Source organism: Actinokineospora lacus (assembly GCF_053813445.1).
Window position 1 is genome coordinate 132022 of record NZ_JBQERA010000002.1, and the last position, 19294, is coordinate 151315.

Annotated in this window: 18 protein-coding genes and 5 tRNA genes; 9 read left to right on the forward strand and 14 right to left on the reverse strand. The window is 75.3% G+C overall.

The features are described 5' to 3' along the window. Positions 1 to 200: 200 nt before the first annotated feature. Complete coding sequence (locus ACTG9Q_RS05180; protein WP_455571447.1) at positions 201 to 743, forward strand: EF-hand domain-containing protein; 543 nt, start codon at positions 201 to 203, stop codon at positions 741 to 743. Positions 744 to 818: 75 nt separating this feature from the next. Here the strand turns inward: ACTG9Q_RS05180 and ACTG9Q_RS05185 are convergent, their stop codons facing one another. Genes ACTG9Q_RS05185 through ACTG9Q_RS05215 form a run of 7 tightly spaced genes read right to left on the reverse strand, consistent with a single transcriptional unit; the run spans position 819 to position 7599 of the window. Then, positions 819 to 2117 (reverse strand): NAD(P)/FAD-dependent oxidoreductase, encoded by a 1299-nt coding sequence (locus ACTG9Q_RS05185; RefSeq protein WP_455571448.1) that lies wholly within the window; start codon positions 2115 to 2117, stop codon positions 819 to 821. Continuing rightward, entirely contained in the window at positions 2114 to 2500 is a 387-nt protein-coding gene (locus ACTG9Q_RS05190; RefSeq protein ID WP_455571449.1) for a DUF6917 domain-containing protein, read from the reverse strand. The genes ACTG9Q_RS05185 and ACTG9Q_RS05190 overlap by 4 nt, the downstream gene beginning before the upstream one ends. Further along, positions 2497 to 3405, reverse strand: a complete 909-nt coding sequence (locus ACTG9Q_RS05195; protein WP_455571450.1) for a Gfo/Idh/MocA family protein — start codon at positions 3403 to 3405, stop codon at positions 2497 to 2499. Before ACTG9Q_RS05195 ends, ACTG9Q_RS05190 begins: the two co-directional genes overlap by 4 nt. Beyond that, a complete protein-coding gene (locus ACTG9Q_RS05200) occupies positions 3405 to 4502 on the reverse strand; it encodes an Ldh family oxidoreductase (protein ID WP_455571451.1) in 1098 nt (365 codons plus the stop codon). Before ACTG9Q_RS05200 ends, ACTG9Q_RS05195 begins: the two co-directional genes overlap by 1 nt. Further along, on the reverse strand, positions 4499 to 5740 hold the full coding sequence (locus tag ACTG9Q_RS05205) for a M20/M25/M40 family metallo-hydrolase (protein ID WP_455571452.1): 1242 nt from the start codon (positions 5738 to 5740) through the stop codon (positions 4499 to 4501). The genes ACTG9Q_RS05200 and ACTG9Q_RS05205 overlap by 4 nt, the downstream gene beginning before the upstream one ends. Then, positions 5741 to 6559: a sugar phosphate isomerase/epimerase family protein gene (locus ACTG9Q_RS05210; RefSeq protein WP_455571453.1), complete on the reverse strand. Its 819-nt coding sequence runs from the start codon at positions 6557 to 6559 to the stop codon at positions 5741 to 5743. Then, positions 6556 to 7599 (reverse strand): oxidoreductase, encoded by a 1044-nt coding sequence (locus tag ACTG9Q_RS05215; protein ID WP_455571454.1) that lies wholly within the window; start codon positions 7597 to 7599, stop codon positions 6556 to 6558. Before ACTG9Q_RS05215 ends, ACTG9Q_RS05210 begins: the two co-directional genes overlap by 4 nt. Positions 7600 to 7733: 134 nt before the next feature. Between ACTG9Q_RS05215 and ACTG9Q_RS05220 the strand changes: the two genes are divergently transcribed. Genes ACTG9Q_RS05220 through ACTG9Q_RS05245 form a run of 6 tightly spaced genes read left to right on the forward strand, consistent with a single transcriptional unit; the run spans position 7734 to position 14648 of the window. Beyond that, positions 7734 to 8939, forward strand: coding sequence for a DegT/DnrJ/EryC1/StrS family aminotransferase (locus ACTG9Q_RS05220; protein WP_455571455.1), 1206 nt, complete (start codon positions 7734 to 7736; stop codon positions 8937 to 8939). After that, a complete protein-coding gene (locus tag ACTG9Q_RS05225) occupies positions 8936 to 10063 on the forward strand; it encodes a DegT/DnrJ/EryC1/StrS family aminotransferase (protein WP_455571456.1) in 1128 nt (375 codons plus the stop codon). Before ACTG9Q_RS05220 ends, ACTG9Q_RS05225 begins: the two co-directional genes overlap by 4 nt. Beyond that, on the forward strand, positions 10060 to 11007 hold the full coding sequence (locus ACTG9Q_RS05230; RefSeq protein WP_455571457.1) for a UbiA family prenyltransferase: 948 nt from the start codon (positions 10060 to 10062) through the stop codon (positions 11005 to 11007). The genes ACTG9Q_RS05225 and ACTG9Q_RS05230 overlap by 4 nt, the downstream gene beginning before the upstream one ends. Beyond that, positions 11004 to 12326 carry a protoporphyrinogen/coproporphyrinogen oxidase gene (locus ACTG9Q_RS05235; protein WP_455571458.1) on the forward strand — a complete coding sequence of 441 codons (1323 nt, stop codon included), beginning with the start codon at positions 11004 to 11006 and terminating at the stop codon, positions 12324 to 12326. The genes ACTG9Q_RS05230 and ACTG9Q_RS05235 overlap by 4 nt, the downstream gene beginning before the upstream one ends. Next, on the forward strand, positions 12319 to 13068 hold the full coding sequence (locus ACTG9Q_RS05240; RefSeq protein ID WP_455571459.1) for a class I SAM-dependent methyltransferase: 750 nt from the start codon (positions 12319 to 12321) through the stop codon (positions 13066 to 13068). The genes ACTG9Q_RS05235 and ACTG9Q_RS05240 overlap by 8 nt, the downstream gene beginning before the upstream one ends. Next, the gene (locus ACTG9Q_RS05245; protein ID WP_455571460.1) at positions 13065 to 14648 is read left to right on the forward strand and encodes a class I adenylate-forming enzyme family protein; all 1584 of its coding nucleotides are present in this window, start codon (positions 13065 to 13067) and stop codon (positions 14646 to 14648) included. The genes ACTG9Q_RS05240 and ACTG9Q_RS05245 overlap by 4 nt, the downstream gene beginning before the upstream one ends. Before the next feature lies 1 nt (position 14649). Here the strand turns inward: ACTG9Q_RS05245 and ACTG9Q_RS05250 are convergent. From ACTG9Q_RS05250 to ACTG9Q_RS05280, 7 genes are all read right to left on the reverse strand, one after another. Further along, positions 14650 to 14736: transfer RNA gene (locus tag ACTG9Q_RS05250), tRNA-OTHER, on the reverse strand. 23 nt (positions 14737 to 14759) lie between these two features. Continuing rightward, positions 14760 to 14846: transfer RNA gene (locus ACTG9Q_RS05255), tRNA-OTHER, on the reverse strand. 23 nt (positions 14847 to 14869) lie between these two features. After that, positions 14870 to 14956 (reverse strand) — tRNA-OTHER (locus ACTG9Q_RS05260). Positions 14957 to 14979: 23 nt separating this feature from the next. After that, positions 14980 to 15066, reverse strand: a tRNA-OTHER gene (locus tag ACTG9Q_RS05265). Positions 15067 to 15089: 23 nt separating this feature from the next. Beyond that, positions 15090 to 15176: transfer RNA gene (locus ACTG9Q_RS05270), tRNA-OTHER, on the reverse strand. An 82-nt stretch (positions 15177 to 15258) separates the two neighbouring features. Further along, positions 15259 to 16266, reverse strand: a complete 1008-nt coding sequence (locus tag ACTG9Q_RS05275) for a polyprenyl synthetase family protein (protein ID WP_455571461.1) — start codon at positions 16264 to 16266, stop codon at positions 15259 to 15261. Between the two features lie 127 nt (positions 16267 to 16393). Next, positions 16394 to 18313, reverse strand: coding sequence for a CHAT domain-containing protein (locus ACTG9Q_RS05280; protein WP_455571462.1), 1920 nt, complete (start codon positions 18311 to 18313; stop codon positions 16394 to 16396). A gap of 75 nt (positions 18314 to 18388) precedes the next feature. Between ACTG9Q_RS05280 and ACTG9Q_RS05285 the strand changes: the two genes are divergently transcribed. Both ACTG9Q_RS05285 and ACTG9Q_RS05290 read left to right on the forward strand, forming a co-directional pair. Then, a complete protein-coding gene (locus tag ACTG9Q_RS05285) occupies positions 18389 to 18769 on the forward strand; it encodes a hypothetical protein (RefSeq protein ID WP_455571463.1) in 381 nt (126 codons plus the stop codon). Beyond that, complete coding sequence (locus tag ACTG9Q_RS05290) at positions 18762 to 19172, forward strand: hypothetical protein (RefSeq protein ID WP_455571464.1); 411 nt, start codon at positions 18762 to 18764, stop codon at positions 19170 to 19172. Before ACTG9Q_RS05285 ends, ACTG9Q_RS05290 begins: the two co-directional genes overlap by 8 nt. Positions 19173 to 19294 lie beyond the last annotated feature (122 nt).

Below are 19294 nucleotides of genomic sequence, written 5' to 3' on the forward strand. Positions count from 1 at the left end.
TCACCCATTGGATTGACATTCGCAGAGTAATCGCCGATGCCCGATCGGGGTGTCGGCAATACACCCGAAAAGGGTGGCATGATCCGCTGCCGGTGCTCGGGAACCGGGCTACTGTCGAGGTCGCGGAGCTGAAGCCGACTCGGTGCCCTGGCCGGGCGCGGCTCGTCAAAATCAGGGAAATAGCCACAAACCGAAGGAGCATGGTTGTGACCGCTAGCGTCCAGGACAGCCGCTTGAAGCGCCGGTTCGAGCTGTGGGATTCCAATGGCGACGGGTCGATCGACAAGTCGGACTACGAGACCGAGGCCCGTCGAATCCTGCAGTCGTTCGGCGAGCAGGAGAACAGCCCGAAGGGTCGGGCTCTCATGTCGGCGTACCTGGGCATGTGGGACAAGCTGGCCGCCAAGGCCCAGGTCGGGCCGCAGGGCCAGGTCTCGACCGAGCAGTTCATCCAGGTCTCGGAGAGGGAGCTGGTCGAGGGCGGCGACGCGGGCTTCGACCGCAACCTGCGCCCGACCATCGAGGCCATCGTCGACATCTGCGACACCGACGGCGACGGCGAGGTCAACCAGCAGGAGTTCAAGCGCTGGATGCGCGCGGCCGGGGTGGACGAGCGCCAGGCCGACCAGGCGTTCACCCAGATCGACGTCAACGGCAACGGCAGCCTGACCGTCGAGGAGCTCGTCGACGCGGTGCGCCTCTACCACCAGGGCAAGTCCGAGGTGAACCTGCTCGGCCGCTAGTCCCACGGCGGTGAACGGCCCCGGAAGGCGATCCCTTCCGGGGCCGTTCACCGTATCCAGGTCGCCGTGCCCGCGTTATTGGGTGCCGGGCAGGCGCAGCCGGGCCTCGCTGAGCAGGGTGCGGCCGAGGATGGCCGGGCGCAGGAGTTCGCGGGGGTGCGCCCGCATGTTGACGACGTCCAGGAACCGGCGGGTCACCACCGGGTCGGTCATCGCGGCGCGGTCGATGGCGGCGCTGACCGCCTGCATGACGCGGTGGCCCCGGGGGCGCTCCCCGCGGACGTGCGGGAGGCGGAAGTCCTCGATGACCGAGGTCTGCCACGCGGCGTCGACCAGCACCCGCAGCCACTCGAAGTAGGCGTCCACACCGGACCCGGACGACAGCCAGGCGCCCAGGGCGGAGGCGTGCAGGGCGGCCGAGGGAACGCCCTGGCCGTACACCGGGTTGAACGACGCCACCGCGTCCCCCACCGCCACCAGGCCCGCCGGGAACTCCCCGGCCAGGTGGAAGTCGCGGCGCACGCTGTGCGGGAACCGGTGCGCCGCGACCGGCCCGACCGGCACGCACGAGCGCACCAGCGCCGCGAACGCGGGCGCGGGCTCGGCCAGGCACCGCTCCCGGAACGACTCCGCCGAGCGGTCGGGCCGCCGCGCCCCGTACCCGGCCACCGTGCACAGCCACCGGTCCGGCGACACCGCCGCCACGCAGCCCACCCCGGGGTCGGCCCAGGCCGCCGACCGCAGCGAGTGCACCGCGAGCAGGCCGTCCAGCCGCTGCCCCGGGGTCCGGTGGTACAGCGTCGTCGCGTACCCCAGGTCCAACTGCACCCGGCGCCTCGGCGGCGGGGTGAGGTCCAGCCCGCGCAGCCACTCGCCCAGCCGGGTGCCGCGGCCGGTGGCGTCCACCACCAGGTCCGCCCCCAGCCGCTCCCCGGAGGCCAGCACGACCCCGCGCACCCGCGCCCGGTCGCCCAGGACGCCCACCACCCGCCCGGGAACCAGCCGCACCGACGGGAGCACGGCCTGGCGCACGTGCCACTCCACCAGCGGGCGGCGCACCGGCATCAGCGAGTCGTCCCGGATCACCGGGCGCATCCGCCCGTCGACGTACATCCGACCGTCCGCAGTGGACACCGGCGCCGCGCCCGCGGCGGCCAGGTCCGCGAACAGGGCGGGGAACCAGTGGTCGAGCAGCCCCCGGGCCAGCGCGTGCAGGACGTGGAACTGCCCGGCGTGCGGGGTCCCGGGGCGCTCCGCGGGGCCGGGCGGCAGCTCGTCGGCCTCCACCACGACCACCTCATCGGCGTGCCCGGTCAGCACCCGGGCGGCCAGCAGCCCGGCGAGGCTGCCGCCCGCGACCACCGCCCGCCTCACCCGAACCGCACCGCGGACTCCGGGGACAGCGCGATGTCCGAGCCGGTCACCGGGGAGTCCCGGTGGATCAGGATGTTGTAGTGGTTGGGGAAGTGGCAGGCGTCGAACCCGAGCACCGTGCCGACGACCGTGCCGCCGACGCGCACCTCGTCCCCGCGGTCGATCACGCCGCCGCGGTCGATCTCGGCGAACCCGAGGAAGCCGACCCGGTCGATGCGGCCGTCGGCGACGCCGTGGTCGGTGGTCACCAGCTCGTGCACCTCGCCCCGCCGCACGCAGCGGCTGGCGAACTCCTCCAGCCGCATCCCGCGGTCCTCGCGCCGGTGCACCAGCACCTTCACCAGGGTCCCCGACACCGCCCGCTTGTCGCCGTCCTCGATCACGCGCTGATCCCCTTCCGCTCGGCCCGGTAGGCCGCGTCCACCAGCTCCAGCGCCGCCAGCCCCGCCGAGTCGCGGCCGCCGTCGTGCACGGCCTGGGCGAAGGCGAGCAGCACCCCGGCGTACTCGTGCCACAGCGACTGCTTGAACCCGGTGAACCCGGCGAGCATGTCCGCGTGCCGCACGGTCCCGTCGGCCAGCCGGACCTCGATGTCCTTGGCCTCGCCCGGGTACGACCAGTCCAGCTCCACCTCCGCGCTCGCCCCGCCGTCGGCGGCCAGGCGCAGCCGGGCCCAGCGGTCGAGCCCGCCCGCGTCCCTGCGTATCTCCACATCGGACAGTGAGACCGGGCCGAGCAGCAGCCGCACCAGGTCCACGGCGTTGGGCCCGTTGTCGGCCACGCAGCCGCCGCCGCAGCGCGCCGGGTCGAGGTACCAGCCGTCGGCCCCGACGTGCTCCTCGATGCGCTCCAGGTACCGCACCCGCACCGAGTCGATCGCCCAGCGCGGCGGCAGGCCCATCAGCAGCTCCCGCACCCTGGCGTTGTAGCGGCGGTGGAAGGAGGTGAACAGCACCGTGCCCCTGGCCTCGGCGAGCGAGGCCAGCGCGCGCCCGTCGGCCACGGTGGTGGCCAGCGGCTTCTCCACGCACACCGGGATTCCCGCGTCCAGCACGTCCCGGCACACCTCGGCGTGCGCGTCGTTCGGCACGGTGACCACGACCGCGTCCAGCCCGCCCGCGGCCACCAGCGCGCGGTGGTCGGTGAAGCACGGCACCTCGTCGCGGAACGGCGCCAGCGCGGCCTGCCGCCGGTCGCAGACCGCGCCCAGCCGCAGCGGCCCGCTGTCGCGCAGCGCCGCGAGGTAGAACCGGGAGATCACCCCGAGCCCGATCACCCCGACCCGCATCAGCACACCTCCGGCATCCGCAGGCCCAGCCGCCCGGCCACCACCGCCAGCTCGGCGACCAGCGCCGAGGACAGCGGCACGCCGTGGGCGTCGGCATCGGCGGTGCGCGCGGCCTCCGGGCAGCCCGGGTACGACACCGGCCGACCCGGCGCCGAGGGCGGGCAGTCCAGCAGCGCCCCGAACAGCGCTGCGGCGTCGCGGTCGAACCCGCCCGGCTCGCGCAGCGCGCCCGGGGCCACGGCCAGCAGCAGGTAGCCGATGTCGTCGTCGGCGCCCGCCCCGCCCACCGGGCCGAGGCCCGCGCCGGGCACCAGCGCGGCCAGCACCTCGACCATCAGGGCGAGCCCGAACCCCTTGTACTGCCCGGGACCGGGCGCTCCCAGCCAGGCCAGGTGCGCCTCGCCCGCGTCGAGGCGGGTGGGGTCGGTGACCGCGGCGCCGGTGTCGTCGGCCAGCCAGCCCGGCGGGATGTCCGCGCCCGCCCGCGCCGCCGCCCGGATCTTGCCCGTCGGCGCCGCGGTGGTGCTCATGTCCAGCAGGAACGGCGGGCGCCCGCCCGCGGGCGCGGCCACGGCCAGCGGGTTGGTGCCCAGCATCGGGACGCGCCCGCCGGGCGGGCGGGCGATGCGCTGGCGCCCGCAGTTGGCCGCGACCACCCCGACCATGCCGTGCCGGGCCGCGCGCAGCGCCGGGTGCCCCGCGCAGCCGAAGTGCGTGCCGCCGCGCACCGACACCAGCCCGACCCCGTACTCCGCGGCCCTGCGGCACGCCAGGTCCATCGCCTCGCCCGCCAGCCACAGCCCCAGCGCGCCCGCCCCGTCCAGCAGGACGGCGGCGCCGCGGTCGGCGGCCACCCGCGGCTCGGCGTCGGCGCGGGCCCGCCCGGACTCCAGCAGCGGCAGGTAGATCCGGGTCAGGTTGGCCAGGCCGTGCGAGGTGGTGCCGGTGATGTCGCCGTGGCAGAGCGCCTCGGCCGCGGCCGAGGCCCGCGCGGGTGTCAGCCCGTGGGCCAGGAACACCGCCGTGGTGAAGTCGAGCAGGGCGCCCACCGGCACCCGGACGCCGGTCACGGCGGGCGCGGTGTCGAGGTCGGTCATCGGGAGGTCCGTTCCGTTCGGTCGACGGGGGTGGGGGAGCGGGCCGCCGCGGCGAAGGCCAGCAGCAGCCGGGAGACCTGGCCCGCGAAGGCGTCCAGCTCGGCGAGCACGGCGTACTCGCCGGCGGCGTGGGCGCGGTTGGCGGCCAGGTCGCCGGGGCCCAGCACCGCCGTGGCGGCGCGCACCCCGGACATCCAGATGGCGTCGCAGGTGAACGACCCCGTGCCGCGCGGGATGCCCGCCGCGGCCATCAGCTCGGCCAACCCACGGCCTGTGTCGGTGAGCGTGGGCAGGCCGCGCTTGCGCCACAGCACCCGGGTGACGGCCGCGGCGTCGGCGGCCGTCCTGGCCATCGACGGCGCCGCGGCGAAGCGCTCGGCGAACTCGGCCAGCCCGGAGGCCACCGCCGCTTCCAGCGCGGCGACCCTGGCCGCGCCCGCCGCCGCGCTCGCGTAGGGCAGGTTCACCAGCAGCGAGCCCGACCCGTAGACCCGGTTGTGCGCGGTCCCGGTGTGCAGCCCGGCGACGCACGCGCCGTCCAGGCGCGCCCCGAGGTGCGCGGCGAGGTGCCCGAGCAGGACGGTGGCGTTGTGCCCGGCTCCGGGGAGGTCGTCGACGGCGCCCTCGCCGTCGACGCGGACCTCCGCGGTCGCCGCCGCGGTCGCGCTTGGCTGGTAGCGGCCCCCGGTGGGCTCACAGAAGACGTTGAGCGCGCCGACGTGCCCGGCTTCGACGAGCGGGCGGGTGCCGAAGACCCCCATCGCGCCGCCCTCCTCCCCGGAGACCGCCTGCACCAGCACGGCCACCTCCGACCCGATCGCCGGGTCGCGGGCGGCGGCGTTGCGGATGCCCGCGAGCAGGGCCACCGCGGGGCCCTTGGCGTCGATCGCGCCGCGGCCGCGGAACACCGCGCCGTCGAAGGAGACCGGCTCGGTCCCGGCGACGGTGTCGAGGTGGACGTTGAACATGGCGGTCCGGTCCCGGGGGAGCGGCGGTCCCAGGCGCAGCACCAGGTTCGGCTGGCACGACAGGTCGATCCCGCGCACCGCGTCGGGCACGCCCGGCCACCGCAACACCGCGGGGTCGGCGGGGGCGTGGTGCGCCACGGTGAACCCGGACGCCTCGGCGTAGACCTCCTGGGCCTCCCACAGCCGCACCTCGCCCGCGGACTCCAGCGGGCCCGCGGTGGGCAGGGCGAGCAGGTCGAGCAGGAGGCTGTGGTCGGCGGCGGTGAGCACTCACGCCCCCGGCCGGGTCGCCAGCAGCGACTCCAGCGCCCGACCGGCGCCGTGGAAGCCCGCGGCCTCGCCGGGGCGGCCGTCGCGCTCGTGCGGGCGCAGGCTCAGGTGCGGCTCCAGCGACAGCGCGCCGGTGTACCCGTGCGCGTCCAGGATCGCCAGGACACCTGCGACGTCGGCGTCCCCGGCGCCCGGCAGCGTCCACTTGGGACCCTTGCGGCCGTCCTTGACGTGCACGTGCTCGACGTGCTCGACGATCTTGGCGAGCAGGTCGACGCCGGAGTAGCCGTAGGCGATCCCGTTGCCGGTGTCGAACAGCAGCGCCAGGCCGGGGCTGTCGGCGGCGAGGGTGAGCATCCGGTCGGCGTCGGCGCCCGCCCAGCCCGCGCAGTTCTCGTGCAGCAGCACCAGGTCGGCCTGCTCCGCGCGGGCCGCCAGCTCGCGCAGCCGCCGCCGCACCCGCCGCTCCCACTCCGCGGCGGGCAGCCCGGCGTTGGGGTAGGACATCACCCGCACGTACCGGGTGCCGAGCACGGCGCAGCGCCGTTCGAGGACGCGCAGCTCGTCGAGGTCGGGGCTGAAGTCGTCGGTGATCTCCGAGGCCCAGTCGCCGATGCGCGAGTCGACGCACACCGTGCTGAGGCCGTGCTCGGCCAGCGTGGCCGCGACGGTGTCGAAGGCGCGGTCGTCGAGGTCGGCCAGCGCGGTGCCGTCCACGCCGCGCAGCTCGATCGCCGACCAGCCCAGCGCGGTCACCGCGGCGACCTGCTCGGCCAGGCCCGGCCCCGCCTCGTCGCCGATGCCCGCCAGCACCCTCACCGCGCCGCCCCGACGGGCGCGCGGGCGGCCAGGCGCTTGGCCTCGGCGATCAGGGTCACCACGGCCGCGCCCGCGGCGAACTCCCCGGGCAGCGGCTCGGCGCCCTCGAAGTGCCGGTACGCCCCTGCCACGAACGCGCCCAGCGAGTCGTCGCGGAACACCCACCGCGAGCCCGCGTCGGGCGTGCGCAGCCGCAGCTGGGCGTACTCGTCGGCGGCGCTGACGGCGAAGTGCCCCACGGCCGTGCCGCCCTCGAACTCCACGGTGACCCGGCGCTCGCGCACCGGGGCCGTCAGGTCGGTCATGATCTCCGTGCGCACACCGCCGTCGTGCGCCAGGGTCAGCCACGCGCCGCCGAGGCCGGGGAAGACGGCCGCGCCCAGCAGCATGTCCGAGCAGCCCGCCGACTCGACCCTGGCGGGCCCGGCCAGGCTCAGCGCCAGCGCCACCGAGTGCGGCGCCTCGACGTCGAAGGCGCTCGGGTGCGCGTCCCCGGCCAGCGTCCTGGTGAAGCGGGGCTTGGCCTGGCGCACGGCGACGGCCGTCACCGCGCCGAGCGCGCCGCCCTCGGCCAGGGCGCGCAGCCGCTCGGTCAGCTCGCTGCGCCGCCACTGCGCGACCGGGACGATGTCGAGGCAGGCGGACTCGGCCAGCTCCGTGACCGCCGCGAGCGCGGCCGGGTCGGTGGCCAGCGGCTTCTCCACCAGGAACCGGCGGAAGCCCACCGCGGCCAGCTCGGCCAGCGGCGCGGCGCGGGCGGTCGGCGGGGTGCACAGGTGCACGACCGTGGTCGCCGGGTCGGTGAGCGCCGCCGCGTGGTGGACACCACGGGCGACGACCACGTCCGGTCCACGCGGGACACTCCGAACGGGATCGAACACCACGATCGGGGGTAGCGGACGGCCCGCGGCGCTGCGGAGAGTGCGCAACACCGGCAGGTGCAGGCCCGTTCCGGCCCGGCCGAGCCCCACGACCAGTGTGCCCAGCATCCCGAGCTGCCTCCCGACCCTATCGATGACGACCCAAACCCTGCTGCCCACCAGGGAAACTGTCAACGCGCGCCACACGTCCGTGTGATCTTTGGATGTGTTGCGGCGCAACCAATCTCGACTGGCTAGCGTGATGCCCGGGTCAGGCGTCCGCCTGCCGTCACGCCAGTCCGGAAAGGACAAGCATGGAGCACGTCGCGGCGCTCACCTCGGCGCCTGCCGTGCCGGTGCCGTTCTTCACCCAGGCCGCCACCCTCGACGCCGTCTGGCCGCGGGCCGAGGCCAACCTGGCCGAGGTCATCACCCGCGGCAAGTACTCCCACGGCCACATGGTCGAGCGGTTCGAGCGCGCCCTGGCCGACTACACCGGCGCCGCGCACGCCATCGGCGTCAACTCCGGCACCGACGCGCTGGTGCTGCTGCTGCGCGCCATCGGCCTCGAACCCGGCGACGAGGTGGTGGTCCCGGCGTTCAGCTTCATCGCCACCGCGTCCTCGGTGTCGCTGGCGGGCGGGCGCCCCGCGTTCGCCGACATCGGCCCCCACGACTACGCCATGGACCCGGCCGCCGCCGCCGACGCGGTCACCGAGCACACCCGGGCGCTCATGCCCACGCACCTGTTCTGCCAGACCGCCGACCTCGGCGCCATGGCCGCCATCGCCGAGCGGTTCGCGCTCACCCTGATCGAGGACAGCGCCGAGGCCATCGGGATGCGCTGGGACGGCCGCCACGCCGGGCTGCTCGGCACCGGCGGTGTGCTGTCGTTCTTCCCCACCAAGACCCTCGGCGCCCTCGGCGACGCGGGCGCGCTCATCACCGACGACCCGCTCGTCGCCGACGCCGTCGCCGCGCTGCGCCACCACGGCCGCTTCGGCCGCACGCTGGCGCACTTCCCGGGCATCGCCAATGAGACGGTGCTGCCCGGGTTCAACAGCAAGATGGACGACTTCCAGGCCGCGGTCCTGCTGGCCAAGCTGGAGCGCCTCGACGCCGACATCGCCCGCCGCGCCGACCTGGCCCGCGCCTACACCGAGCGCCTGGCCGGGTGCCCCGGCGTGCTGCGGACCCCCACCGTCGTGCCGCGGCGGGTGCCCGCCGAGCCGGTGTTCTACGTGTACCTGGTCGAGGTCGAGCACCGCGACAGCCTCGCCGCGTACCTGGCCGCGCACGGCGTGGGCACCGAGACCTACTACCCCGTCCCCCTGCACCTGCAGCCCTGCTTCGCCGACCTCGGCTACCGCAGGGGCCAGTTCCCGGTCGCCGAGGCCGCCTGCGAGCGCGCCTTGGCCCTGCCGCTCTACCCGGACCTGCCCGACGCGGCCGTCGACCGGGTCTGCGAGCTGGTCCGCGCCTTCTACTCCGCGTCGTCCCGCTGGGGGACGCCGACGTGACCGCGCTGCCGTTCTTCCCGCCCGACCTGTTCGACGAGGACCGCGAGCGGCTGCTGGAGACCGTCCGGCGCGTCGGCACCGACCCGGCGCAGAAGTTCATCCTCGGCGAGCGGACCGCCGAACTCGAGGCGGCGCTGCGCGCGAGCACCGGCGCCGCGGACGTGATCGCCTGCGCCAGCGGGACCGGCGCGCTGATGCTGGTGCTGCGCGCGATGGACATCGGCTCCGGCGACGAGGTCGTGGTGCCCGCGCTGGGCTGCGCGCCGCTGGCCGCCGCCGTCGTCAACGTCGGCGCCGCCCCGGTCTTCGCCGACGTGCACCCGTGGACGATGGTCGTGGAGCCCTACGAGGTCGAGGCCGCCGTCTCCGAGGCCACCGCCGCGATCATGCCCGCGCACATGTTCTCCGTCATGGCCGACATGCCCACCCTGCGCGCGCTGGCCGACCGCCACGGCGTGCGGCTGGTCGAGGACTCCGCGGTCGCCCAGGGCGGCGTGCTCGGCGGGGTGCCCGCCGGGCGCTGGGGCGACGCGGGGGTGTACTCGTTCGTGCAGGTCAAGACGTTCGGCACGGTCGGTGAGGGCGGCGCGGTGATCACCGACGACCCCGAGATCGCCGCGGCCGTGCGGATGCTGCGCAACCACGGCCAGGACGGCCGCACCCGGTTCGTGCACCACGAGGTCGGCTACAACAGCCGCTTCGACGAGATCCTGGCCGACTACCAGCTCCACCGGCTGCCCGGCCTGCCCGCGCGGCTGGAGCGGCGCGCGCGGATCGCCGACTACTACACCCAGCGGTTCGCCCCGCTGGTCGAGCACGGCGTGCAGGCCCCGCCCGCGGGCGGCGACGGGCGCTGCCACTACGTCTACTGCCTGCTCGCCGAGCGCCGCGACGAGCTGCGCCACCACCTGGCCCAGCGGGGCGTCGGCACGCACGTCTACTACCCGACGCCGCTGCCCGCCCAGCCCGCGTTCACCCAGTACGCGTGCGGCAGGCGGTTCTGGCCGCACGCCGAGCTGGCGGGCGCCAGGATGCTCGCCCTGCCGATCTACCCGCACCTGACCGACGGCCAGGTCGAGCACATCGCCGACGCGGTCTGCGCGTTCCCGGAGGCTGTTCGATGAGCATTGTCATACCCGTGCGGGGGCGGCGGCTGGGCGCGTTCGCCCGGCTGGCCAAGCTCGACGTCTGGGACTACTACCTGGCCGTGCCGCTGGCGTGGTCGGCGGTCGGCTCGGCCGCGTGGGCCTCGTCCGAGGTCGTGGCCACGCTGCTGATGTTCCTCGTGGGGCTGGTCGCCGTGGTCGCGGGCGCGGTCGCCTTCGACGACGTCACCGGCTTCCGCGACGGGAGCGACGCGGCGAACTACGGGCCCGACGCCCCGGCCAGGCGGCTGGCGCGCAAACCGCTGCTGACCGGGGAGATCACCGAGCACGAGGCGGTCGTCTTCGCCTGGGGGGCGACGTTCTTCGGCCTGCTGGTGTGGTCGTGGACCGCGGCGCTGGCCCCGTTCAGCCCGCTCTGGGCGGTCCTGCTGGTCTTCGTGTGCCTCGCCGCCGCGGCGCAGTACTCGTGGGGCCTCAAGATCAGCTACCGCGGCGGGCAGGAGGTGTTCCTCGCGGGCTTCGGCATCGGGCTGGTGCTGGCCGCCGTCGGGCTGTGCACCGGGGCGGTGAGCGGGTTCGTCGTGGTGCAGGCCGTCCTCTTCGGACTCGGGCCGCTGCTGTTCGGGGTGTACTCCAACACCCGCGACGCCGAGGGCGACGCGCAGGTGGGCAGGCCGACGGCCGCGGTGGTGCTGACCGAGCAGGGCAACCGGGCGCTGATCGCGATGCTGTCGCTGACCGAGATCGCGCTCATCGTCACCGCGACGAGCCTGGGCGCGCCGTGGTGGTTCGCGCCTGCGATGCTGCCCGCGGTGGCGCTGCGGCTGGCGCAACTGCACCGGGGGATCGTGCTCGACGACCACCTGGGCGCGCGGCTGATCGGCCTGCACACGCACCGGGTCACGGTGGCGCTGCTGATCCTGGTGAACTTCTTCGCCCCGGTGCTGGGAGGTCGGCTGTGAGCGCGGACCTGGACGTCGCCGTCGTCGGCGCGGGCATCGCCGGGCTGACGGTGGCGCACCGGCTGCGCCGCGCGGGCCGCGCGGTGCGCGTGTTCGAGGCGGGCGAGCACGTGGGCGGCCGGATGCGCACCGTCCGCCGGGACGGCTACCTCATCGACACGGGCGCCGAAATGCTGGGGACGCACGGCTATCCGGCCACCTGGCGGCTGCTGTGCGAGCTTCGTGTGTCCGAAATGGACGTTCCGCTGATCGGCGCGGGCCTGGCCGTGTGGCGGGAGGGCGCCGCGCACCCCGATGTCGGCGACCCCCGCGGTCTGCGCACGGGGGCCGGGCTGTCGGTGGCCGCGCGGGTCGCGCTGGGCAGGCTGCTCACCGGGCTGCGGCTGCGGGCCAGGCACTACGACACCGACCACCCCGAGGCCACCCCGCTGGGCGCCGACTCCATCGCCGACCTGCTGCGGCGCCGTCCGCGCGACCTGCACGACTACCTGTTCGAGCCGGTCGCGTCCGGCTTCTACGGCTGGGACACCTCGCTGGCCTGCGCGGGACCGCTCCTGGCCCACCTGCTCGCCGTGGGGCCCACCAGCACCTTCCGCACCTACCGCGGCGGCATGGACAGCGTCGCCCGGCTGCTCGCCGGGCAGCTCGACATGGTGACCGGGGCGGCGGTGGAGTCGGTGGGCGTGGCGCCAAGCGGCGCGCGGCTGGTGATCGGCGGGACCGAGGTCACCGCCCGGCAGGTCGTGCTGGCCGTCCCCGCGCCGGTGGCCGCCGCGCTGCACCCCGGCGCCCCGGAGTACGTGCGCGCGGTGCCGTACCGGCCGATGGTCAAGGTCGCCTGCCTGCTCGACGCGCCCCTCTCCCCGCCGCCGGGCACGTTCGGGCTGTTCGTGCCGCCGGTGGAGAACCCCCTGCTGGCCGGGGTGGTCTTCGACGAGCGCAGGCACCCCGACCGGGTGCCGCCGGGGCGCGGCCTGGTGAGCCTGGTCGCCGGGCCGGGCAGCGCGGCCGAGCTGGTCGCCGGAGCGCCGGAGCAGGCGGCGGCGACCCTGCTCGCCGAGGCCGAGCGCTACCTGCCGGGGCTGCGGAAACGCTGCGTGGACACGGTGGTCTCGGTGTTCCGGCACGGCCTGCCGATGCCCACCGCCGCCGCGCTGGCCCTGCGCGCGGACTTCGCGCGGCGGGCGCCGTCGGCGGTGGAGTACGCGGGCGACTGGTACCTGCTGCGACCCTCCGGCGAGGGCGCGGTCCGCTCGGCCGAGCTGGTCGCCGAGCGCGTGCTGGCCAGGACGCCGAGCCTGGCGGTGACCGGTGGCTGAGACCGCCTACTGCTTCGACACCGGCTTCACCCGCGAGTCCGAGCGCCTCGCCCTCGGCGAGGCGCTGTGGGACCCGGGCACGTTCGGCAGGCTCGCGCCGCTCGTCGGGCCGGGGACGCGCTGCCTCGAGGTCGGCGCGGGCCACGGCTCGGTCGCCAGGTGGATGGCCGGGCGCGGCGCGTCGGTGACCGCCGTGGACTGCGATGTGTCCCATATGGACCGCGCGGAATTCGACGTCGTGGAACGGGACGTGGCCGACGGGCTGCCCGGCGCGGGCTACGACCTCGTGCACGCCCGGCTCGTGGTGCAGCACCTGGCCGACCGGCTGGGCGCGGTGCGCGAGATGGCGCGTGTCCTGCGGCCCGGCGGGCACCTGGTGCTGGAGGACACCGACACCGCGGCGCTGTTCAGCCACGCCGACGGCGCGTTCCACGAGGGCGTCAAGCGCGCGGCGTACGCGGCGATGCGGACCTCCGGGTACCACCCGCGCTGCGGGCTGCTCGACGTGGAACTGGCCGAGGCCGTCGGCTTGGCCGACGTGCGCGCCGACGCCCGCGCCGAGGTGGTGCGCGGCGGGACGCCGGGCGGGCGGTGGTTCGCGCTGTGGCTGGAGCACCTGCGGCCCCGGCTCGCGGTGCCCCAGGCCGACGTCGACCGGGCGGTCGCCGACCTGCTCGACCCGCGCCACACCTGGCTCTCCCAGGTGATGGTGACCGTGATCGGCCGGAAGGTGGAGCCGTGAAGCCGACCGAACTGGGCGCCCTGTTCGACGACCTCGTCGACCGCGGGGTGGGGACCGTCGCCGAGCTGGACCGGCCGCTGGACATCGCGCCCGAGCACGGCACGACCTACACCATGACCGACCTGGCGGGCCTGGTGCGCAACGCCGCGGGCTGGCTGCACGCCGCGGGTGTCGGGGCGGGCGACCGGGTGGCGGTGGTCAAGGACAACCACTGGGACTACGTGCTGCTGGCGTGCGCGGCCGCCCGGCTGGGCGCCGTGCCCGCGCTGCTGTCGGACCACCTGCCCCCGCGGACGCTCCAGGTGCTGCTCAAGCGCCTGGACCCGGCGCTGCTGGTCACCTCGACCGGGGTGCTGGAGAACGCCCGCGACGACGAGACCGACGTCATCGGCTTCGCCCGGCGCACGCTGGTCCTCGACGGCCGCTACCCGGGCACGCTGGACCTGGCCGCGGTGCGCGGCACCCGCCCGCCCGGGTTCGTCCGGCGGGCCGCGGACGCGCCGCTGGTGGTCAACCACACCTCCGGCACCACCGGCACGCCGAAGCTGGTGCTGCACACCACCGATTCGCTGATCCACCGCCTCGCCGCGCGGGAGGCGCAGCGGGTCCCGGTGCTGTCCAGCAGGCCGGACGACACGGTCGGCGTGGCCATCGCCTACAGCCACGGGCGCGCGATCCCGTGGACGGCGAGCGTGCTGTGGCTGGCCCCGAGCAAGGTGGTCGTGCTCGGGTCGGACGACCCCGCGGTGCTCGACGCCCACCGGCCGACGACGCTGGAGGCGCTGCCCGCGACGTACGTGCGCTGGCAGGGCCTGGCCAAGCGCGACGACAACCCGTTCGACGACGTGCGGCTGTTCGTGAGCACCTTCGACGCCATGCACCCGCCGACGGTGCGGGCGTTCCTGGGCGCGACGCGGCGCAAGCGCCCGCTGTGGGTGCAGGTGTGGGGGCAGACCGAGACCGGCCCGATGACCTTCCGGTTCCTGACCCGCCGCTCCGTCGCCGCGCGCGCCGAGCGCCACCCGAGCACCCGCGACCTGGGGCGTCCCGTTCCCGGGCGCACGCGGCTGCGGATCGTGGACCCGCGCACGTTCGCCCCGGTCCCGACCGGGCGCCCGGGGCTGGTCCTGGTCCGCACGGATGCCCAGGGCGTCGACTACGTGGGGGAGACCGCGCGCTGGGAGTCGAAGGTCTCCGGGAAGTGGTGGAACTCCGGGGACGTCGGCGTCCGCACCCGGTCGGGTTCGTACCGGCTGGTGGACCGGGAGGTGGACGTGATCCCGGGGCAGAGCTGCGTGGAACTGGAGGACGTCATCGAGGACCGGGTGCCGCAGGCGGTCGAGTGCGTGGTGCTGGGCACTCCCGGACAGCTGCCGGTCCCGGTCGTGGTGACCACGGACGGCGTCTTGGACCACGCCGTGTGGGAGTCCGCGGTGCGCGACCTGCCCGCCCTGGCCGACCCGGTGGTCCTGACCTGGGACCGGGTGCCGCGCACGGGAACCGGAAAGGTCCGCCGGATGGAGCTGCGCGCCCTGCTCCGCCGCGGCGAGGCGACGTTCGGCACGGGGCACTGGACCTGAGCGGAGAGGGCAGGATTTGAACCTGCGCGGGTCCCGAGGGACCCTTCCTGCGAGCAGGAACCCGTTGAGCCGCTCCGGGCACCTCTCCTTGGTGTGTTGAGTTGTGTTGCGCGGAGAGGGCAGGATTTGAACCTGCGCGGGTCCCGAGGGACCCTTCCTGCGAGCAGGAACCCGTTGAGCCGCTCCGGGCACCTCTCCTTGGTGTGTTGAGTTGTGTTGCGCGGAGAGGGCAGGATTTGAACCTGCGCGGGTCTCGAAGGACCCTTCCTGCGAGCAGGAACCCGTTGAGCCGCTCCGGGCACCTCTCCTTGGTGTGTTGAGTTGTGTTGCGCGGAGAGGGCAGGATTTGAACCTGCGCGGGTCTCGAAGGACCCTTCCTGCGAGCAGGAACCCGTTGAGCCGCTCCGGGCACCTCTCCTTGGTGTGTTGAGTTGTGTTGCGCGGAGAGGGCAGGATTTGAACCTGCGCGGGTCCCGAGGGACCCTTCCTGTGAACAGGAACCCGTTGAGCCGCTCCGGGCACCTCTCCCGATTTCCTTCTGTCTTGCTTGCCTTGCTGGAACCAAGTTTGCCGCCCCGGTCTGACGATTCGCTGATCATGGGCTGACGCCTCAGCTGTCCCGGTGCACCAGGTGGTGGGCCAGTCCCGCCAGCTCCCCCGACGCCCCCGCGGGCAGCGTGGCCCGGCGCAGGTCGTCCAGGGCGGCGGCCAGCAGGTCGTCGGCCTGGCGCAGGCAGTGCGCCCGCCCGCCCGCGTGCTCGACCAGCTCGGCCACGCGCACCACGTCGGCGGCGGTCAGGGGCGCGGGCGAGTGGTACAGGGCGGCCAGCTCGCGCGCGGGGGCGTTGCCCGAGGCCAGGGCGGCGAGCACCGGGAGGGTCTTCTTGCGCCGGTCCAGGTCCGCGTACACCGGCTTGCCCGTCGTGGCCGGGTCGCCCCAGATCGCCAGGACGTCGTCGACGAGTTGGTACGCCAGGCCGAGGCGCTCGCCGAAGCGGCGCAGCACCGGGACGCGCGTGGGGTCCGAGCGGGCGCCCAGCACGACCGCCACCGCGATCAGGGCGCCGGTCTTGTGCTCGGCCGCGCGCACCCCCTCGGCCAGGGTCACGTCGGTGCGGCGCTCGAAGGACAGGTCGGCGGCCTGGCCGTCCTGGCACGTCGTGACCGCCGCGGTCAGCAGGCGGGTGGCGTCCGCGTCGGCCGCGAGGGCGTCGTAGGCCAGGGCCAGCAGGGCGTCGCCCGCGAGGATCGCCGCGCCGCGGCCGAACACCGACCACGCGGCGGGGCGGCCGCGGCGGGCCCGGTCGCCGTCGAGGACGTCGTCGTGCAGGCGGGTGTAGTTGTGCACCAGCTCCACGGCCACCGCCGCGGGCACCGCGTCGGCGGGGGACAGCCCGACGGCGGCCGCGGTGGCCAGGGTGAGCGCGGGCCGCAGCGCCTTGCCGCCGGGCTCGGCGCCGGGCCTGCCGCGCTCGTCCCACCACCCCAGGTGGTAGCCGGCCACGTGCCGGGTCGAGGCGGGCAGGGTGTCCACGGCGGCGCGCAGGCCGGGGTCGGTCAGCGCCCGTGCCCTGGCCACGACCCCTGGCGCGCCGTAGACAAGATCGAGTACCGACACGTCCGCGCCCCCATGGTCCGAGCGTCCACCGTCTACTGTGGACTCAAAGCGTGGTTGATCGCATGACGCTAACACCGGTCCGCGCAACGGTGGTGACGAGCGCGGTCCAACCACCCGAACCGGTGCACTAGTAGACCGGGTACTCCATCGACAGGCGGGGATGGCCGAAGAACTGGTAGGCCAGCCTGGTCGCGGGCCAGCCGTCCCTGGTGCTCAGCGAGACCCGCGAGCGCCAGCGGCGCAGGATCTCCGCGGGCGCCACGCCGGAGTACGCCAGCCGGTAGAACTCCTCCGCCGCCGCGGCCGCCTCCCCGTCGTCGACGTTCCACAGCGGCGCCACCACGCCCGCCGCGCCCGCGGCCAGGAACGCCCGCGCCAGGCCGGAGTAGTCGCCCAGCACCTCCCCGCCCGCGCCGACCTGGCAGGCGTTGAGGAACACGAACGGCCTGCCGGTGAAGTCCAGCGCGGCGACCTGGTCGGGGTGCAGGAACCGGTGCCGCCCGTCCTCGCCCAGCAGGACCAGGCCCTCCTGGGCGTACTCCGGGTCGTAGCGCCCGTGCAGGGCGAAGTGCAGCACGTCCGCGCGCGGCCCGGCGGCCAGCGCGTCGAGCACGGCCGAGTGCAGCGGGTCGATCTCCTCGCACGGCGGGTACGCCGCGGCCAGCGTGGCCGCCTCGGCCTCGGCGTGCGGCAGCCTGCCCCACCCGGGCACGTCGGCGTACCGGGCGGTGACCACCGCGTGCCTGCCCGCCCGCACCCGGGTCGGCGGGGTCGGGCGGGGCCGGCCCCTGGCCAGCACCCACCGGCCCATCGCGACCCGGGCGCCCAGGAACGGGCTGCCCGACGCGGCCGGGCCGAGGACGGCCAGCTCCCACGGCACGTGCGGCTCGGTGCTCAGCAGCAGCACCGACGGCGTGGCGGTCGTCCCGATCACCGCGCGCAGGGCGTCGGCGACCGGCTCGGGCACCAGCTCCCCGATCCGCCTGCCCACGCCGATGAGCCGCAGCGCCGCGGCGCGCGCGTCGTCGCCGTAGCCGCCGACGTCCAGGCGCAGCGCGCGGGCGAACGCGGCCGGGTCGTCGCCGAGGTCGCAGCGGAACGGCCCGGCCAGCGGCGCCACCCCGGGCCGCGGCGAGCGCACCGACCACAGCAGGGTCTGCCCGCGCACGTCCTCGCCGCGCTCCACCACGATCACCAGGTCCGGCGCGCCCGCGTCGAGCAGCGGGCGGATGTCGAGCACGCGGCCGTCGAACAGCGGCACCGTCCCGGACGGCTCCGGCGCGACCTCGACCTCCCGCGACGCGAACCCGCGCAGCTCGCCGCCGTGGTGGTACGCCGCGCCGAGGTGGCGGCGGGCGCGCAGGCCCGGCCCGTCGAGCGCGGTGAGGCGCAGGTCGACGGCGGGGCGGTCGGGGTGGGTGACGCGCACCGGGTTCGCCCAGCCGACCGGGGCGAACGCGGCCGGGTCGTAGACGACCACGACCTCCACCTCGACCGGCGCGCCCGGCAGCGGGATCGCCCCGGTGCCCAGGAGTTCGGGGTCGCGGGTGTCGCAGAGCCCGACCCGCAGGGTGAACGTCGTGCCCGCGGTGACCGAGGCCGGGGCGCGCAGCAGCGGCCACGCCTCCCCCGCGGCGGGCGGGCGGGCGTCGAGGTCGTCCGCTTCGCCGGACCACTTGTCACCAGGCCGCCACCTGCCACCGGGCCGCCGCCAGTGGGCGTGGTTGTCCCGCGGCCGTCCGAGCGGCTGAGCGCGTTCGAGCAGGGCGGCCCTCAGCAGGGTGGCGGCATCGGCCATCAGGTGCTCGTCCCACAGCAGCGACCGCAGCGCCGAGAGCAGCGCGGACTCGGGACAGGCCAACAGCTCCGGGGGCACTTCCGCGGGCCGGTTGCCGCCCTCCAGCCACGCGCGGGCCGCCTTGCGCACCGCGCGGACGTCCCGGCCCCGGGCCTTGGCCCGCTCGGACAGGAACTGGCGGGCGTAGACCAGGCCCGGTCCCGGCCCGAGCCAGTCCACCAGCCGCGCGCGCTCGTCCCCGGTCAGCACCGTCAGTCCACCCCCGTCGGCGTCCGTGCAAGGCTGTCACCGCCGCGACCAGCCCGAAGCCCGGGGGTGCCCCACATGATCGACGCGTTGTCCGCCGTCCTCACCTGGACGGCGGTGGCCGCCGCGGTGTGGGCGCTGGCGCTGGTGCTGCTCAACCGCCCGCTTCTCTTGGACAAGCCTGCCAGTGGGCTGCTCGTGGTGCTGCTGCTCATCGTCGAAATCGGGCTGCTCGTGCAGGCGGTGATCGGGTTCGTCCAGCTCGCGGGCACCGACCGGGCCGTCGACGGGCTGTCCTTCGGCGGGTACCTGCTCGGCGGGCTGCTCCTGCTGCCGCTGGCGGTGTTCTGGTCGATGGCCGAGCGCACCCGGTGGGGGATGGCCGTGGTGGTCGTCGGCGCGCTGCTGGTGCCGGTCGTCATCGTGCGGCTCAACGGCCTCTGGATGCCCGGTGCCTGAGCTGCCCGCGTCCGAACTGCGCCACGGACCGGGGCGGCTGCTGGTCGCCGTGTACGCCGTGTTCGCCCTGTCGGCGTGCGCGCGGTCGGGTGTGCAGCTGGCCACCCGGTTCGACCGCGCGCCCCTGGCGTACCTGCTCTCGGCCCTGGCCGCGCTGGTCTACGTCGTGGCGACCGTGAGCCTGGTCAAGGGCGCGCGGCGGCCGGCGGTGGCGGCGTGCCTGGTCGAGCTGGTCGGGGTGCTCGCCGTCGGCACGGTGAGCCTGCTGGCCCCGTCGGTGTTCCCCGACGCCACCGTGTGGTCGGAGTTCGGGCGGGGCTACGGGTACATCCCGGCCGTCCTGCCGGTGCTGGGTCTGTGGTGGCTGGCCAGGCCGTGTTTCAGATGCGGGACACGGGCATAGCCGCGCCAGTCCGGCCGCCTGCGGCACGGCCGGATGCGCCCGAACACAACACCGGTATTAGGACGATCCGTCCGCACCGCAGGCGGCCGGACTGATCACGACTCTGCCGCCCCCCACATCTG